This is a genomic window from Burkholderia sp. SR8, assembly GCF_052851275.1.
Genome location: NZ_JAULUC010000004.1, coordinates 169466 through 184491, shown reverse-complemented (window position 1 = coordinate 184491; position 15026 = coordinate 169466). Strand labels below are relative to the sequence as shown.

The following is a 15026-nucleotide window of genomic DNA, read 5'->3' as shown; positions in this document are numbered from 1 at the left end:
GGCGTTTCGTATCGGATGCTGCCGCTGTGGCGCTTATTGCTCGCTTATTTACGGGAACGAGTGCCGCACGGGCAAATGCCTTCAAATCGACAGGATTTTTCTTTCATTTTAATTAATCGCTCTCCCGATCGATTAGCGATTAGCGCGAATCGCCGAATAAACTCGCCGTCGTCCATAAAATACCGACTCGACTGGTTTTCGGGATAATCGACGGAATTATTTACACGACATCGGAACGAATACGCGAGCCGCGCGAAATGCGCATTGATGGCTGCTACGCCGGTATTCGCAATGAACACGCGACGATTCGTGCCGCGCAATCCAGACCGGGTTGCGGCGATCGCGAATCGGGCGCGCGATGCATGCAGAGGAAAGGAGCCGCGTGAGCAAGCGGCGGCACCGCTGCTCACCCGCCGGCATGCGGCAAGCGCCGCACGCCGTACTTCACATGCTCGAGTCGGCCGCGCTCAGCGCCCGCCGCCCGGCAGCGCGATATCGATCAGCACCGGATCGTGATCCGACGAACGGTACGCATCCGGCGCGTAGTACGTCTTCTGCTGCTCGGCCGACTTGTACGCGAGCGTGTACTGCAGCGCGAGCGGTTCGTCCGCGTTGATGTGCCACTCGTGCACGGCCTTCACGTGCGATGCGAGCGGCAGCGACGCGAGCGCGTGATCGAGGTAGCCGGCTTCGCCGTTGTACACGTAGCTGTACGCGTTCGCGCCGATCCAGCGTGCCACGAGGTTGCGGTAGCCGCGCGATTCGAGCAGTCGGATCGGGTCTTCATGCGTGTAGCTGTTGAAGTCGCCGATCAGCAGCGTGCCCTGCCCCGCGACGCCCGTCGGCGTGCCCGCGAGCCAGTCGGCCAGCTTCGCGGCCGCACGCGTGCGCGTCGGGTTCCAGCAGCCCTGCCCGTCGCCCTGGTCGAGGTCGTCGTTCGCCGCGTCCGGGCAGTTCTTCGACTTCAGGTGGTTGACCGCGATCGTCAGCGCCTGCTTGCCGCCGACGCGGCGGAACGACTGCGCGAGCGGCTGGCGGTTCTTGTCGTCGATTGCGAGCGTCGACGCGCGGCCGACCGGCTCGACCGCACGGCTGTCGTAGATCATCGCGACCGCGATCGCATCGCCGCCGAGACGCGACGTGCCCGGATCGACCACGCGCCAGTGGCTGCCGAGCTTCGCCGCGAGCTGACGCACCGCGCTCAGCTCGCCGTAGCCGTTGTTCTGGATTTCCATCAGGCCGATCACGTCGGCGTTCAGCGCCTTCAGCGCGCTGACGATCTTCGCTTCCTGACGCTGGAATTCCTGGTAGGTCTTCGCGCCGCGATTGTTCGGGTCGTCGAAGCCGCCGCCGAGACCGTTGCCGTTGAAGTAGTTCAGCACGTTGAACGAGGCGACGCGCAGGTTCGATTTCGGATCGCGCGCCGGTGCGTTGGTGCGCGGGTTCGAACGCGTGTCGAATACCGGCGCGGCCGCGCCCGGCAGCGGCTGCACGCGCCACGCGCCGTAACGCACTTCGAGCACGCCTTCGACGTCGCGCACCGTGTAGCCCGAGCGCAGCGTGTTCGCGGCCGACAGTTCCGGCGCCGGATACGGGACGCTCGCCGGGTTCTGCTTGTTCGAACCGTCGTCGAGGATCAGCCGGTTGCGTGCGTTCGCATCGATCTGCGTCTGCGCCTGTGACGGCGGCACCACGCTCGTCGGCGTACGCAGGCGGCCGTTGCTCAGCATCACGCTGCCGTAGCGGCCGAGTTCGTAGTTTTCGGTGACGGTCAGCGTCTGCGGCAGGCGCACGCGCATCCCTTCATACGCGGCGAACGCAGCCGGGTTGTCGACCGGCAGCGTGAGCGTCGCCGGCGTGACCGTCTGGCCGTTCGCGCACACCGCGATCGCGCCCGCCAGCGTCAGTTGCGTCTGCCCGTATTTCTCCTCGATCTTGCCCGTCACGTGCACGAGATCGCCCGCCTTCGCACGCGCTTTCGGCGCGTAGACGAACAGCCCTTCCGACACGCCCGGCTGGTTGCGGCGCTGCGCGTCGGCCTGCTGCACGAAGAAGCCGCCGAAGCCGTCGGTGCCGCCGAAATCCGCGGTGACGACCGCTTCGATCGACACGTTCTGGCCGGCGAGCGGCGACGGCGCGCCCGGCCCCTGGATGTCGGCGATCGGTGTCGTGCTGCCGCCGCAGTTCGGGCTGACGGGGGCCGCCGTGGCGGCGAAGACCGGTGCGGCGAGCGTGGGAAGCAGCAATAGCGGGGCAAACAGGCGGATTGTCGAGCGCATGACGGGGAATCCCGGTTGTGAGGGTGGCGAAAGCTTAGCGGCGCTCGGTGACAGTTTTTGGTAAGCAAAAGACGGCGGTATGTAATTTGCTCGATTCGTTTGCTGAGCCGCCGTTCGCGTTCTCCCGGTGCGCCGGGTCGGCCTCGCGCGCGTTTCGCCGGCCGCGCGGCGCGCCGCCGCATCGCATCCCGAAGCACCGGTGCATCCGCTGCGGCGCCCGACGAGGTCGCGGCGGGTGCATGCTTGCCGAAAGCAGCCGCCTCGGCTAGACTGCCGTTCGTCTTTGGGGAGTAGCCTGCTTTCCTTCCCCGGAAAGCGAACGCGTCAACACACTCGGCCTGCGGCCGTGGCGCGTTCGGCCGAATCGGTCTGGCGAGACCATCGACGCATCGCGTCGTTCCTGGTCGGACGTCGGCAGATGCGTCATGGTTCGTCAACGTCCGACCACGGAGTCCCCATGTACCTCCTTGCATTCCCTTCCCGTTTCGCGAATCCGACGACCGCCCGCGCACGTGCCTGCGGAGGTGCCGCATGACGTTGATGCTCGTCGAACTGGCGTTCATGCTGCTCGTCATCCTGGTCGCCGCCGAACTCTTTACCAACGCGCTCGAACATCTCGGCGAACGGCTGAAGATCTCCGAAGGCGTGACCGGTTCGCTGTTCGCGGCCGTCGGCACCGCGCTGCCCGAAACGATGGTGCCGCTGCTCGCGCTCGCGGGCGGCACGTCGAACGCGGCGGTCAACGAGGAGATCGGCGTCGGCGCGATTCTCGGCGCGCCGCTGATGCTCGCGACGCTGACCACTTTCCTGATGACGCTCGCCGTGATCCGCACGCGCGGGCTGACCGGCGCGATCACGCCCGAGCGCACCGGCTTCGTGCGCGACCTGAACTGTTTCATCGCCGCGTTCGCGCTCGCCACGATCGCGATGTTCGTCCCGCATCACGTGTGGGCCGTGCGCGCGCTGCTCGCCGCGATGCTGGTCGGCATCTACGTGCTGTACGTCGTGCTGACGTTCCGCGCATCGACGCAGCTGGTCGACGCCGGACACGGCACCGAAGCGCCGCACGCGATGTTCCTGTCGCGCGTCGGGCTGCCGACCAACCTCGCGACGATTGCGCTGCAACTCGGGCTCGGCGTCGCGCTGCTCGTCGGCGGCGCGAAGGGCTTCATTCATGGCGTCGAAGGCGTGTCGCACCTGCTCGGCATCTCGGCGCTGCTGCTGTCGCTGATCATCGTGCCGATCGCGACGGAGTTGCCGGAGAAGGTCAACAGCGTGCTGTGGATCCGCCGCAAGAAGGACACGCTCGCGTTCGGCAACATCACCGGCGCGATGGTGTTCCAGGGCACGCTGCTGCCGGCGATCGGCATCATGCTGACGCCGTGGGAGCCGCGCCCCGAAGTGCTGACCGGCGTGATCATCACGCTCGCGGCGGCGGTCTGGCTGCGCGTCAACGCGCGTGCGCGCGGGCTGGCGATCTGGGCGCTGCTCGCGAACGGCGCCGGGTATGCCGGCTATCTGTTCGTGACGCTGACGCGCTGAGCGTCGCTATCCGTGCATCGAGTACGATCCGGCCACGAAAGCCGACCGGCCATGGCCGGTCGTCGATGCCATGCGCGAGTTCGGGCACCGTTGGCACTCGCGCTGCCCCGATAACCTCCCATCGAGAGAAACACCATGGAACTACATGCGACCGTCGGCGCGGCCACGTTCGACATCGACGACGATGAAAGTTGCGCGAACATCTACTGCCACGATGCGCAGCAGGACTATTGCTTCTCGCTGCTGCGCTTCCCGGACGAAGCGACGATCGAGGTGATGGTGCGCGACCAGCTCACCGCGCACGTGAAAGACATGTCGGTGCGCCTCACCGGCAACACGCTCGACGTCGAACTCGACGAGCGCACCGCCGCACGGCTCGACGGCAATACGCATTACGTGATCCATCTCGCGCCCGGCGAACACGATCCCGTCGTGCTGCGCGCCGCGCTGACGGAAATCTTCGACGGCAAGAGCGGGTATCGCGACGACAGTGCAGCTGCGTAAGCTGCCCCTGCCGATACGCGGACAACCGCGACAACGCCGCTCATGACACGCGCGTCGCGATTCCGCGTGTCGCGCGCCTTTCCCACATACTGAGCGCACGACATCCCATTAATAGGGATGCCTGCCCAGATGTTGACGCGCTTCGCTGCACGGCCCTAACGTTCGCCCAATGCCATTGGAGACGGCCGCCCCGCCACGCGGGCGCCGGCCGGCACAGAACCGAGGAGACGACCGTGACCCATTCCGCGTCGCGCACGCATGCCAACCCGCCGGAGCCGTCGCGTCCGCGCGCCGACACCGCACCCGATCCGACCGCTCGCACAACCGCCGCAGCAGCCGCATCCGCCGCGCCCGCGAGCCGCAAACGCCTGATCATCCTCGCACTGCTGTTCGTCACGGTCGTGATCAACTATCTCGACCGCAGCAACCTGTCGATCGCCGCGCCCGCACTGTTCAAGGAACTGAACATCGACCCGGTGCGCGCCGGCCTCGTGTTCTCCGCGTTCGGCTGGACCTATGCGCTGATGCAGATTCCCGGCGGCTGGCTCGTCGACAAGATCTCGCCGCGCGTGCTGTATGCGGGCGCGCTCGCATTATGGTCGGCCGCGACGCTGCTGCTGGGCTTCGCCGGCTCGTTCGTCGGGTTGACCGTGCTGCGGCTCGCGGTGGGCGCGCTCGAAGCGCCGGCCTATCCGATCAACAACCGCGTCGTCACCACGTGGTTCCCGACCCGCGAACGCGCGAGCGCGATCGGCGGCTACACGTCGGGCCAGTTCGTCGGCCTCGCGTTCCTCACGCCGGTGCTCGCATGGCTGCAGGTGCATCTCGGCTGGCACATGGTATTCGTCGCGACCGGCCTCGCCGGCATCGCATGGGCCGCGATCTGGTACGCGCTGTATCGCGAACCGCGCGCGTTCCGCGGCGTCAACTCAGCCGAGATCGCACTGATCCGCGACGGCGGCGGCCTCGTCGATCTCGAAGACCGCATCGCCGCGCGCACCGAACGCAAGCCGTCGACGTGGCGCGATCTCGGCGTCGTGCTCGGCCGGCGCAAGCTGTGGGGCATCTATCTCGGCCAGTTCGCGCTGAATTCGACGCTGTGGTTCTTCCTCACGTGGTTTCCGACCTACCTCGTCAAGTATCGCGGGATGGATTTCATCAAGTCGGGTTTTCTCGCGTCGCTGCCGTTTCTCGCGGCGTTCGTCGGCGTGCTGTGCTCGGGCGTGCTGTCGGACTGGCTGATGCGGCGCGGCGCATCGCAGGGCTTCGCGCGCAAGCTGCCGATCATCTCTGGGCTGCTGATCTCGACCTGCATCATCGGCGCGAACTACGTGACGTCCACCGGTTGGGTGATCGCGTTCATGACGATCGCATTCTTCGGCAACGGCTTCGCGTCGATCACGTGGTCGCTCGTGTCGGGCCTCGCGCCCGCGCGGCTCATCGGCCTCACCGGCGGCGTGTTCAACCTGATCGGCAACCTGTCCGCGATCGCGACGCCGATCGTGATCGGCCTGCTCGTCGACGGCGCCGACTTCTCGCGCGCGATCACGTACATCGCGGCGATGGCGCTCGCGGGCAGCCTGTCGTACGGGCTGCTGGTCGGCAAGGTCGAACGCATCGACGCGTGAACGTCACACGGCCGGCACGCGCTACGCGGCCAGCGCAACCGCCTTCACGTTGAACGCGTGCAGCAGGTCCGCGCAGAACGCATCGACGATCGGCTTGCCGTTCGCACTGCGCTTCATCGCGAGATGCAGCGGCACGTCGAAGCTGAACGTGTCGCGCCCGATGGCCTTCACGAGCCCGCGCTGCTCGAACGGCTCCGCGTAGTGCGCAGGCAGATAGCCGAGATGGCCACCGGACAGGATCAGGATCGTCGCGGCTTCGATGCTGTCCGCGCTCGCGGTCACGCGCCGCTCCGGCAGCGGATACTGCTCCTCCGGAACCGGATACGTGCGCCACACCCAGTCGTGTGCCTGCAGGTCGTCCGCCGACACCGGGCGCGACGCATGAAACAGCGGATGCCCGCGGCCGCAGTAGATCGTCTGCGCCTCGGTAAACAGCGGCGTGTAGTCGAGGCCCGGCACGCGATGCCAGAAATAGCCGATCGCGAGATCGAGCTGGTTGTTGACGAGGCTTTCCTCGAGCTCCTGCGGCGACGCGACCTTCATCGAGAACGTGACGGCCTGGTCGCGCTTGCGGAACGCGCCGATCGCATCGGCCAGACGCGCGTTCTCGACGAGCGGCGCCTGACCGATCAATCCGATCGACAGCGTGCCGACCAGCTTGCGGTCGATGTCGCGCACGCGTGCGACGAACTCGGACGTCGCGGCGACGAGCGTGCGCGCGGTGGCCGCGAACCGTTCGCCCTTCGACGTCAGCCGAAAGCCGCCGCGGCCGCGATCGCACAGCTTGAAGCCGACGCGCGCTTCGAGCGCGGAGAGCTGCGTGCTGATCGTCGATTGCCGCACGCCGAGCGACGCTTCGGCGGCAGTGATGCCGCGTGCATCGACGACGGCCAGAAAGACCCGGATGAGCCGGAGATCGAGATCGGTGGTATTCGAGAACATGCGTCAAGCCGCTGCGCGTTCGCGCGTTGTCGGGCCGGCACGACACCGGCCGGGTTCGCCGATGGACCAGACCGGACGCGCGCCGTCATCGGCAACGGCGCACGCCATACCCCGTCGTTCGTCAACGACGGCCGCTCACATCGGGAAGCCCATCGCCTTGATCCCGTTGATCCACGCGCGCTTCCAGCCGCCTTCGGCATCCGCGCCGTCGAACGCGTGGAACGTGATCTTCGCGGCGACCCAGCGCATCGGCTCGGGCGGAATGTAGCTCGGGCTCAAGTTCGCGATGTCGAGCTTGCGCTCCGGGCTGTCGCGATCGAACAGGATGTTCAGCCCCATGAACGCGCCGAACCGGCTCGCCGCGACGCCGAAGCCCGTATAGCCGGCGACGAACACGGCCTTGCCGCCGAGATAGCGCTTCGCGAACACCGAGCCGCGCGAGCAGTAGTCGATCGGGCCGCCCCACGCGTGCGAGAAACGCACGTCGCTCAGTTGCGGGAACGTGCGATAGAACGCTTCCGCGAGCCGGTAATAGGTTTCGCGCCGGCCGTCCTGATGCGGTTCGGGATCGCCGTCGAAGTGATAGCTGACCAGCCCGCCGAAGATGATGTTGTTGTGCTTCGTCAGCCGGAAATAGTTCAGCTGCGTGCGCGTGTCGTACACGCCCTGGCGGTTCTTCCAGCCGATCCGCGCGAGCTGCTCGTCGGTGAGCGGCTCGGTCGCGAGCACGTGGTCGCGCACCTGCATCACGCGTCGGTTGATGTCGGCAATGCCGACCTTCGCGGTGCCGCTGCCGAACACGACGCGCGGCGCGCGCACGCTGCCCTTCGGCGTCGTCACGCAGACCGTGCTGCCTTCGTCGGTCACGGTCGTGAGCGGCGTGTGCTCGTACAGCTTCACGCCGAGCTGCAGCGCCGCGCGCTTGAGCCCCCACGCGAGCTTCGCCGGATGCACGATGCCGCTGCGGTTGCGCGACCACAGCGCGCCCGCGAACAGCGGCGAATTCAGTTGCTCGAGCGTTTCGTCGCGATTCAGCAGCACGACGTCGTGCCCGTATTCGCGATGCAGGTCGTAGTCGCCCTTCAGGTGCGCGACGTGCTCGGGGTCCACCGCGACCGTCATCTCGCCGTTCCATTCGATGTCGGCGTCGATGTCGTAGCGCTTCAGCGTGTCCTCGAAGCCGTCGAGATTGCGGTGGCCGAATTCCTCGAGCTGCGCGATGTCGTTCGGGAACACGCGCACCGCGTTCGGCAGCCCGTGCATAACCGATGTCGAGATGATCCCGCCCGCGCGGCCCGACGCGCCGTGCGCGACCTTGCCGGCCTCGATCAGCACCACGTTCAGGTGCGGCATCTGTTCCTTCGCCTGCACCGCCGTCCACAACCCGGTGAAGCCGCCGCCCACGATCAGCAGGTCGGCCGTCGCGTCGCCGACGAGTGCCGGCTCCGGCGCCGGCGCGGCCGGGTTGTCGAGCCAGTACGGGAACAGCTTCGTGTTCGCGAGCGCGTCGGCAGCGCTCAGGGCGACCGGTGCGCGGCGCCCGGCCTGTGTGCGAGCCGGCGCGGCCTGTGTTGCTTCGTTGACTTCCATGTCCATGATCCCAGCCAGTTCGCCTGAAGGTGTGTACCGCACACCGCGATGCGTGCCGTCAGCGCAAACACGCCCAGCGTCGCTTGCGGTCGATCGGGCATGCGGAAGCCGCCGCGCATGCGCCGCGTCGATGCGGCGACGGCGCAATCGCTGCGGCGCAGCACATCACGACTTCTCGAGCAGCACGTAGAACTTCTTCGCGTCCTCGATCGTCTCCCAGCGGCCCGCGAAACCGGCCGGCAGCAGATAGCCCTGGCCCGGCGCGAATTCCTTGCGGTTGCCTTCGACGTCGGTCAGCGCGATGCGCCCTTCGACGAGCCACACGGCTTCATCGGCGGCGGTTGCCGGAAACTCCACCGAGCCGACCTTGCCTTCCCACCAGCCGACGAGGTAATTGCCGCTCTTGCCTTCGGCCGCGCGCCAGTCGCTTTCGTCCATCCCGAAGTCGAGCTTCGTGAATTCGCCAATGCCTGCGCCGAGCGGCAGGATGTCCTTGATCAGTTTGGTCATCTGAATCTTCATCTCTCGATTGAAAAAAGCAGAGACAAAGTTACTGATTTACACTGCGCCGGTATGCCCCCCTTGAGGGGGGACAAGCTGCGTTTTCCGGGCCGAACCGGTCGGCAGCACACCTGCCGGTATTTCCCCCTACTGACGTTCCACGCCGCAACCGATAGAATCGCGCCCGATTTTCGACCGGGGAACCGCATGCTGCTCAACGTGAACCCCTTCCACCGCGACACCGACCGTTTCAACGTATCGTTCAAGGCGCTGGGCGAGCTGATCGAGACGGTCGGCACGCCGCACTTCGTGCCGCGCCTCACGCAATTGCTGAACGAAGCCGTGCCGCTCGACGTCGCGCACGTCGAACGTTCGCGCGTCGACGGCTCGATGCCGACCGGCTACCGCTGCGAATGGATCGGCAGCAGCGGCATCGGCACCGCGACCGCCGACATCTCCGACGTGATGACGCTCTATTACGAGCGCTTTCTCGACAGCGACCCGCTGTTTGCGGGGCTGCGCGGCAAGACGGGCACGATGCTCGTCGTGCGCGACATCGCGGCGATCCCGCCCGGCGAATTCCGGCAGCGTATCTTCGACGATGTGCGTATCGGCCACGAATGCGTGCTCGCGCGCGGCACCCGCTACGCGCAGCATTCGATCGCGCTCGAACGCGGACGCGACCGCCCGCCGTTCACGCTCGCAGAGATGAACCGCTTTCGCAGCATCAGCGACGTGCTGTTCCCGCTGCTCGAACTGCACGCGTCGACCACCGCCGCGCGGCGCATCGCGCATCCGGCGCCCGAAGTGCATCCGCTCGCGCAGTTCGATGCGCGGATCGCGGCCGACGCCATCAAGCTGTCGAAGCGCGAATACGAAACCTGCAAGCACCTGATCTCCGGCAAGACCGTGCCGGAAACCGCCGACATCCTCGGCGTGCGCGTCGCGACGGCCGAGTCGTACGTGAAGCGCGCATTCGCGAAGCTCGGTGTGCGCACGAAGCGCGAGCTGGCCGCATGGGGTTCGGCCGCACCGGCGTTTCCGCCCGCCGCCGCACACGACGACGATGCCGGCGCGCCGCCCGCGATCGCCGAGTGACACGTCCACCCGCCGACGGTTGCGCCGAGTCGATGCGGCGGTGCCGCACGCATCGAGATCCGTCGATGTAAACGTTGCGACTTCGGAATCTTCCCGCTCGCCTTCTCCTCTACCATCGGCCGATCGCTTTTCACCCAAACGAGGAGACGGCCCCATGCACCGCGAACTGAACCAGCCGATGGGCGGCAACGAGATGCCGCGCTTCGGCGGCATTGCGACGATGATGCGTCTGCCGCAGGCCGCGACGACCGACGGCCTCGACGCGTGTTTCGTCGGCGTGCCGCTCGACCTCGGCACGTCGAACCGCTCGGGTTCGCGTTTCGGCCCGCGCCAGATCCGCACCGAGTCCGTGCTGCTGCGTCCTTACAACATGGCGACGCGCGCCGCGCCGTTCGACTCGCTGCAGGTCGCCGACATCGGCGACGTCGCGACCAATCCGTACGACCTGAAGGATTCGGTGCGCCGCATCGAGGAAGCGTACGACGAGATCGTCGCGAACGGCTGCCGGCCGATCACGCTCGGCGGCGACCACACGATCGCGTGGCCGATCCTGCGTGCGCTGCACAGGAAATACGGCAAGGTCGCGGTGGTCCACGTCGACGCGCACGCGGACGTCAACGACACGATGTTCGGCGAGAAGATCGCGCACGGCACGCCGTTTCGCCGCGCGGTCGAAGACGGCCTGCTGCAATGCGACAAGGTCACGCAGATCGGCCTGCGCGGCACCGGCTACCACGCGGACGATTTCGACTGGTGCCGCGAGCAGGGCTTCACCGTCGTGCAGGCGGAAGCGTGCTGGAACACGTCGCTCGCGCCGCTGATGGCGCAGGTGCGCGAACGCGTCGGCGACACGCCCGTCTATCTGAGCTTCGACATCGACGGTCTCGATCCGTCGTTCGCGCCCGGCACCGGCACGCCGGAAATCGGCGGGCTGTCGGTACAGCAGGGTCTCGAGATCATTCGCGGAATGAAGGGGCTGAACATCGTCGGCGCGGATCTCGTCGAAGTGTCGCCGCCGTACGATCCGACCGGCACCACCGCGCTCGTCGGTGCGAACCTCGCGTTCGAAATGCTCTGCGTGATGCCGGGCGTCAAGTACCGCTAATCGATCACCCGTCCGACAGGAACACCGTCATGTCCCCTTCCGAGCTTTCTCCTTCCGCCGCGACGCCCGTGCTGCCCGCCGCGCGCATCGGCGGCCAGCCATTGCGCACGCATTCCGACACAGCGCGCGCGCCGATCTTCGACGCGTCGACCGGCGAGACGATCGGCTGGCAGGAATTCGCGACGCCCTCGCACGTCGATGCCGCGGTCCGCGCCGCGCGCGGCGCATTCGCGGGCTGGCGCGACACGCCGGCCGCCGAGCGCGGCCGGCTGCTCGCGAAGGTCGCCGAGCGCGTCGAAGCCGAACGCGCACGCCTTGCCGCGTTGCAGATGCAGGTAAGCGGCAAGCCGCCGTTCGAGGCCGACGCCGACGTCGGCGACGTCGCTGCGACGTTCGCGTACTACGCGACGCTGTGCGAAGACGCCGCGCTGTTCGCGGCCGAACCGGTCGCGCTGCCGAGCGATGCGTTCGCGGCCGAGCGCTTCCACGATGCGGTCGGCGTCGCCGCGCTGATCGTGCCGTGGAACTTCCCGATGGTCACGACCGCGTGGAAGCTCGCGCCCGCGCTCGCGGCCGGCTGCACGGCCGTGCTGAAGCCGTCCGAACTGACGTCGCCGGCAGAGCATGCGCTGCTCGAGCTGATCGCGGAAGCCGGCGTGCCGGACGGCGTCGTCAACGTCGTCAACGGCGGCGCCGACGTCGGCGCGGCGCTGACCGCCCATCCGCTGATCGACAAGATCTCGTTTACCGGCAGCACGGCCGCCGGCCGCAAGGTGATGAAGACCGCTGCCGACGACATGAAGCGCGTGACGCTCGAACTCGGCGGCAAGTCGTCGCTGATCGTGCGCGACGATGCCGATCTCGACGTCGCGGTGTCGCTGGCCGTGGCCGGCGCGTTCACGAATGCGGGACAGATGTGCTCGGCCACTGCGCGCATCCTCGTGCACGACAGCCTCTACCGCAGCTTCATGGCCGCGTTCGAAACGGCCGTGCGCGCGCTCGTCGTCGCGCCGCCCGCCACCGAACGGGTCGCGATGGGGCCGATGATTTCGGCCGCGCAGCGCACGCGCGTCGAGACGATGCTCGAGCAAGGCATCGCGGCGGGCGCACGCGTCGCGTTCAGCGGCCGCGTCGCCGACGCTTGCGGCGACGGCTTCTTCATGGCGCCCGTCGTGATCGCGGAACCGGCCGCCGACAACCTGCTGTGGACCGATGAAGTGTTCGGCCCGGTTGCGTGCGTGAGGTCGTTCCGCACCGACGACGAGGCGATCGCGCTCGCGAACGACACACGCTATGGGCTCGTCGCGACGGTCGTCACGCGTGACGCGGCCGCGGCGAAGCACTTCCAGGCGCGCGTGCGTGCCGGGCTCGTGTGGATCAACACGCCGCAACTCATCTATCCGCATGTGTGCTGGGGCGGCTTCGGGCTCAGCGGGATCGGCCGGGAACTCGGTGTGACGGGCCTGCGCAGCTATCAGGAACTACGTCACGCGATGCGCGCGATCGATTGAGCCAGGCGGCCGTTGGCGCGGGGAGCGGCGCTGTGCCCGTAGGTCGGCGTGGCTTTTCAGGGCGGCTTTGCCGAATGCCGGCGAGCGCGGCGGAATCTTGCTGCGCCGTGTCCGCCGCGCTCGTAACGCGACCGCTGTCGCGTACGACGCAAGTGGAAACCGGATCCACCCTTTGCGCGCTTGGGTATGCGCCCCGCGTCTGCTATACATCAAGGCGTTGCTCCCGCGAGAGGTGCCCATGCCGCACGCTATCCGCCCCGCGAACGCCGGCGACTTGCCGCGCGCCGAAGCGCTGGTCGTTCGCAGCATCAACGACCTGACGGTCCGTCACGGGTTCGGGCCGATCGCCACGTCGCGGCCGCCGGATTTCCAGGCGTTCTGTGTGCGGGACGACCCGCGCGGCGCGTGGCTCGCCGAGGATCGCGGCGAGATCGTCGGCTTTGCGCAGAGCTGGGTATGCGACCGGCTCTGGTTCCTCGCCGAATTGTTCGTCGCCCCGGGCCACCAGGGACGAGGCATCGGCGAAGCGTTACTGGATCGCACCCTCCAGCATGCCGACGCGGCCGGCGCCACGACAAGAAGCCTGATCACCTTCGCGTTCAACGTCGTGTCGCAAGGACTGTACGTGCGTCACGGCCTGCTGCCGCGCGTGCCGATTCACTTGTGCAGCGCCGCGCGCGATGCATTGGCACGTCATGCGCCCGGTCCGATGCTCCGAACGACGCCGATCCGGATGACCGACGACGATCTCGACGTGCTGCGGCAGATCGATCGCGCGACACTGGGCGCCTCGCGAGAGAAGCATCACCGGTATCTGGCCGGCGATCCGACGATGCAACGCGTGTTCGTCGAAGACGCGGGCGAGCGGGTCGGCTACGCGTACGTCGCAGCCACGGGCCACATCGGTCCGCTGGCGGTCATGCACGCGCACGCGATGCCGGATGCGTTCCGGGCAGCGCTCGCGCTGGCCCTCGCCGGCAACGCACCGCAGGTCTCCGCGTTCGTGCCCGGAACGAGCGACGCGCTGGCGGTCGCGGCCAATCGCGGCATGCGATTCACGCTTCCGATGGTGGCGATGTCCGCGCCGGAGAGCGGCGACTGGACGCGTTATCTTCCGAGGAATCCCGGCTTCATGTGACGTTGCATGGCGCGGCAGCGGCGCCCGGCACGCGCGGCATTCGTCACCGTCGATGAGCGGCCGCTTCGGCCTCCGTATCGTGATACCCGACGAACGCCGCGATCTTTCCGCCGTCGATCGTGATCAGATGCCCCCAGTCGTCCTCATATGTGCGCCCGGTCGAATGCACGTGCCAGCGCTGCGAACCGAGCACGACGACACGGTTGCCGCTGGCGATGAATTCGAGCGGTTCGAACCGTGCCGCGGTCTGCGTCGACGCAAGCGCCGCGAAGAACCCCGCGACCTCCTGCAGCCCGTGTCGATGGCCGACGAACGGAACGACGTCGGCCGGTCCCGGGATGAATCAGTCGATGCCGTCGGACAGCGTCTGCAGGATGCCGTCGATATCGGCCCTGCCTGAAGCCGCGTACGCCTGCCGCACCAGTTCCACGTTGGCTTGCTCGCTTTCGGGGACAACAACGCTCGACGACAGTCGACATCACTCGACCGCGACGGCTCGATCGGTGTGGCAGCGATAACGACTCGTCGACGCAACACGCGACTGCCACGCGTTCGTTATATCCCATAGAATATATCGACATCTTTCATACCGGAGACCTGCCATGCCCCGCACGCCGACGGATCGCGCGCCGCTGCGCGCCGCACGCGTCCAGACGACGCCGCCGCCACTCGTGCGCAAGATCCACGCGCTCAGGCCGTTACCGAACGACGATCGCGCGCAGCAGGTCACCGACGTCGTCGATGCGTTCCGGCGCCTGCGCGGCAGCGTGATCCGTTTCATCCGCGTGTTCTCCGCGGCGACGAACGACGCATTGCCCGCACTGAGCCTGCGCGACCTGCTGGCGACGCTCGAACGCGACGCGCGTGCCGCACGCTTCACGCGCCTCGCCGACCTCGAACACGCAATCGCACTGGCACGTCGCCTCGAGCGCACCCGCGACGACGTGTTCTCCGACGCGTTCACCAACGATGCTGCCGCGATGCGCGACGCAGTGGCCGCGCTCGAGCACGTCGACGTGCTGCTGGTCGGACTGTGCGTCGAACACGTGATCGAACGCCACGCGCCTGCATCGCACCGCGAATCGGCCGTCCTCTGCTGAACGGCGCGTCGGGCATGTTCCCTTCACGTCCAGCGTTATATTTCGTGGTATATTTCGCGAATCGTTCGCGCATCCGTCTCCGGCCTGT

Annotated in this window: 13 protein-coding genes and 1 riboswitch; of the genes, 8 read left to right on the top strand and 5 right to left on the bottom strand. The window is 67.4% G+C overall.

Going from position 1 to position 15026, the window contains the following annotated elements; genetic code table 11:
* Positions 1-467 precede the first annotated feature (467 nt).
* Positions 468-2279, bottom strand: coding sequence for an ExeM/NucH family extracellular endonuclease (locus Q3A80_RS06610; protein ID WP_446328267.1), 1812 nt, complete (start codon positions 2277-2279; stop codon positions 468-470).
* A gap of 273 nt (positions 2280-2552) precedes the next feature.
* A riboswitch (yybP-ykoY riboswitch) is annotated at positions 2553-2689 on the top strand.
* A 121-nt stretch (positions 2690-2810) separates the two neighbouring features.
* On the opposite strand from Q3A80_RS06610, the gene Q3A80_RS06605 reads away from it, so the two are divergent.
* The 3 genes from Q3A80_RS06605 (at position 2811) to Q3A80_RS06595 (ending at position 5953) form a co-directional block, all read left to right on the top strand.
* Complete coding sequence (locus Q3A80_RS06605) at positions 2811-3821, top strand: sodium:calcium antiporter (RefSeq protein ID WP_446328266.1); 1011 nt, start codon at positions 2811-2813, stop codon at positions 3819-3821.
* A 135-nt stretch (positions 3822-3956) separates the two neighbouring features.
* Entirely contained in the window at positions 3957-4325 is a 369-nt protein-coding gene (locus tag Q3A80_RS06600; RefSeq protein ID WP_446328265.1) for a hypothetical protein, read from the top strand.
* A gap of 233 nt (positions 4326-4558) precedes the next feature.
* On the top strand, positions 4559-5953 hold the full coding sequence (locus Q3A80_RS06595; RefSeq protein WP_446328264.1) for an MFS transporter: 1395 nt from the start codon (positions 4559-4561) through the stop codon (positions 5951-5953).
* Positions 5954-5974: 21 nt separating this feature from the next.
* On the opposite strand, the gene Q3A80_RS06590 is transcribed toward Q3A80_RS06595, so the two are convergent.
* The 3 genes from Q3A80_RS06590 to Q3A80_RS06580 form a co-directional block, all read right to left on the bottom strand.
* Positions 5975-6895 carry a LysR family transcriptional regulator gene (locus tag Q3A80_RS06590; RefSeq protein ID WP_446328263.1) on the bottom strand — a complete coding sequence of 307 codons (921 nt, stop codon included), beginning with the start codon at positions 6893-6895 and terminating at the stop codon, positions 5975-5977.
* Positions 6896-7030: 135 nt separating this feature from the next.
* Positions 7031-8491, bottom strand: coding sequence for an NAD(P)/FAD-dependent oxidoreductase (locus tag Q3A80_RS06585; protein WP_446328262.1), 1461 nt, complete (start codon positions 8489-8491; stop codon positions 7031-7033).
* A gap of 159 nt (positions 8492-8650) precedes the next feature.
* Positions 8651-8995: a cupin domain-containing protein gene (locus tag Q3A80_RS06580; RefSeq protein WP_446328261.1), complete on the bottom strand. Its 345-nt coding sequence runs from the start codon at positions 8993-8995 to the stop codon at positions 8651-8653.
* 198 nt (positions 8996-9193) lie between these two features.
* Between Q3A80_RS06580 and Q3A80_RS06575 the strand changes: the two genes are divergently transcribed.
* The 4 genes from Q3A80_RS06575 to Q3A80_RS06560 all read left to right on the top strand — a co-directional run bounded on the left by Q3A80_RS06575 (position 9194) and on the right by Q3A80_RS06560 (position 13838).
* Positions 9194-10084: a helix-turn-helix transcriptional regulator gene (locus Q3A80_RS06575; RefSeq protein ID WP_446328260.1), complete on the top strand. Its 891-nt coding sequence runs from the start codon at positions 9194-9196 to the stop codon at positions 10082-10084.
* A gap of 154 nt (positions 10085-10238) precedes the next feature.
* Entirely contained in the window at positions 10239-11189 is a 951-nt protein-coding gene (gene speB / locus Q3A80_RS06570) for an agmatinase (RefSeq protein WP_446328259.1), read from the top strand.
* Positions 11190-11218: 29 nt separating this feature from the next.
* Entirely contained in the window at positions 11219-12700 is a 1482-nt protein-coding gene (locus tag Q3A80_RS06565) for an aldehyde dehydrogenase family protein (protein ID WP_446328258.1), read from the top strand.
* A 172-nt stretch (positions 12701-12872) separates the two neighbouring features.
* Positions 12873-13838 carry an N-acetyltransferase family protein gene (locus tag Q3A80_RS06560; RefSeq protein ID WP_446328257.1) on the top strand — a complete coding sequence of 322 codons (966 nt, stop codon included), beginning with the start codon at positions 12873-12875 and terminating at the stop codon, positions 13836-13838.
* Between the two features lie 43 nt (positions 13839-13881).
* Here the strand turns inward: Q3A80_RS06560 and Q3A80_RS06555 are convergent, their stop codons facing one another.
* Positions 13882-14130: a nuclear transport factor 2 family protein gene (locus Q3A80_RS06555; RefSeq protein WP_446328440.1), complete on the bottom strand. Its 249-nt coding sequence runs from the start codon at positions 14128-14130 to the stop codon at positions 13882-13884.
* Positions 14131-14440: 310 nt separating this feature from the next.
* Here Q3A80_RS06555 and Q3A80_RS06550 point away from each other — a divergent pair, with 310 nt between their 5' ends.
* Positions 14441-14938, top strand: coding sequence for a hypothetical protein (locus tag Q3A80_RS06550; RefSeq protein ID WP_446328256.1), 498 nt, complete (start codon positions 14441-14443; stop codon positions 14936-14938).
* Positions 14939-15026 lie beyond the last annotated feature (88 nt).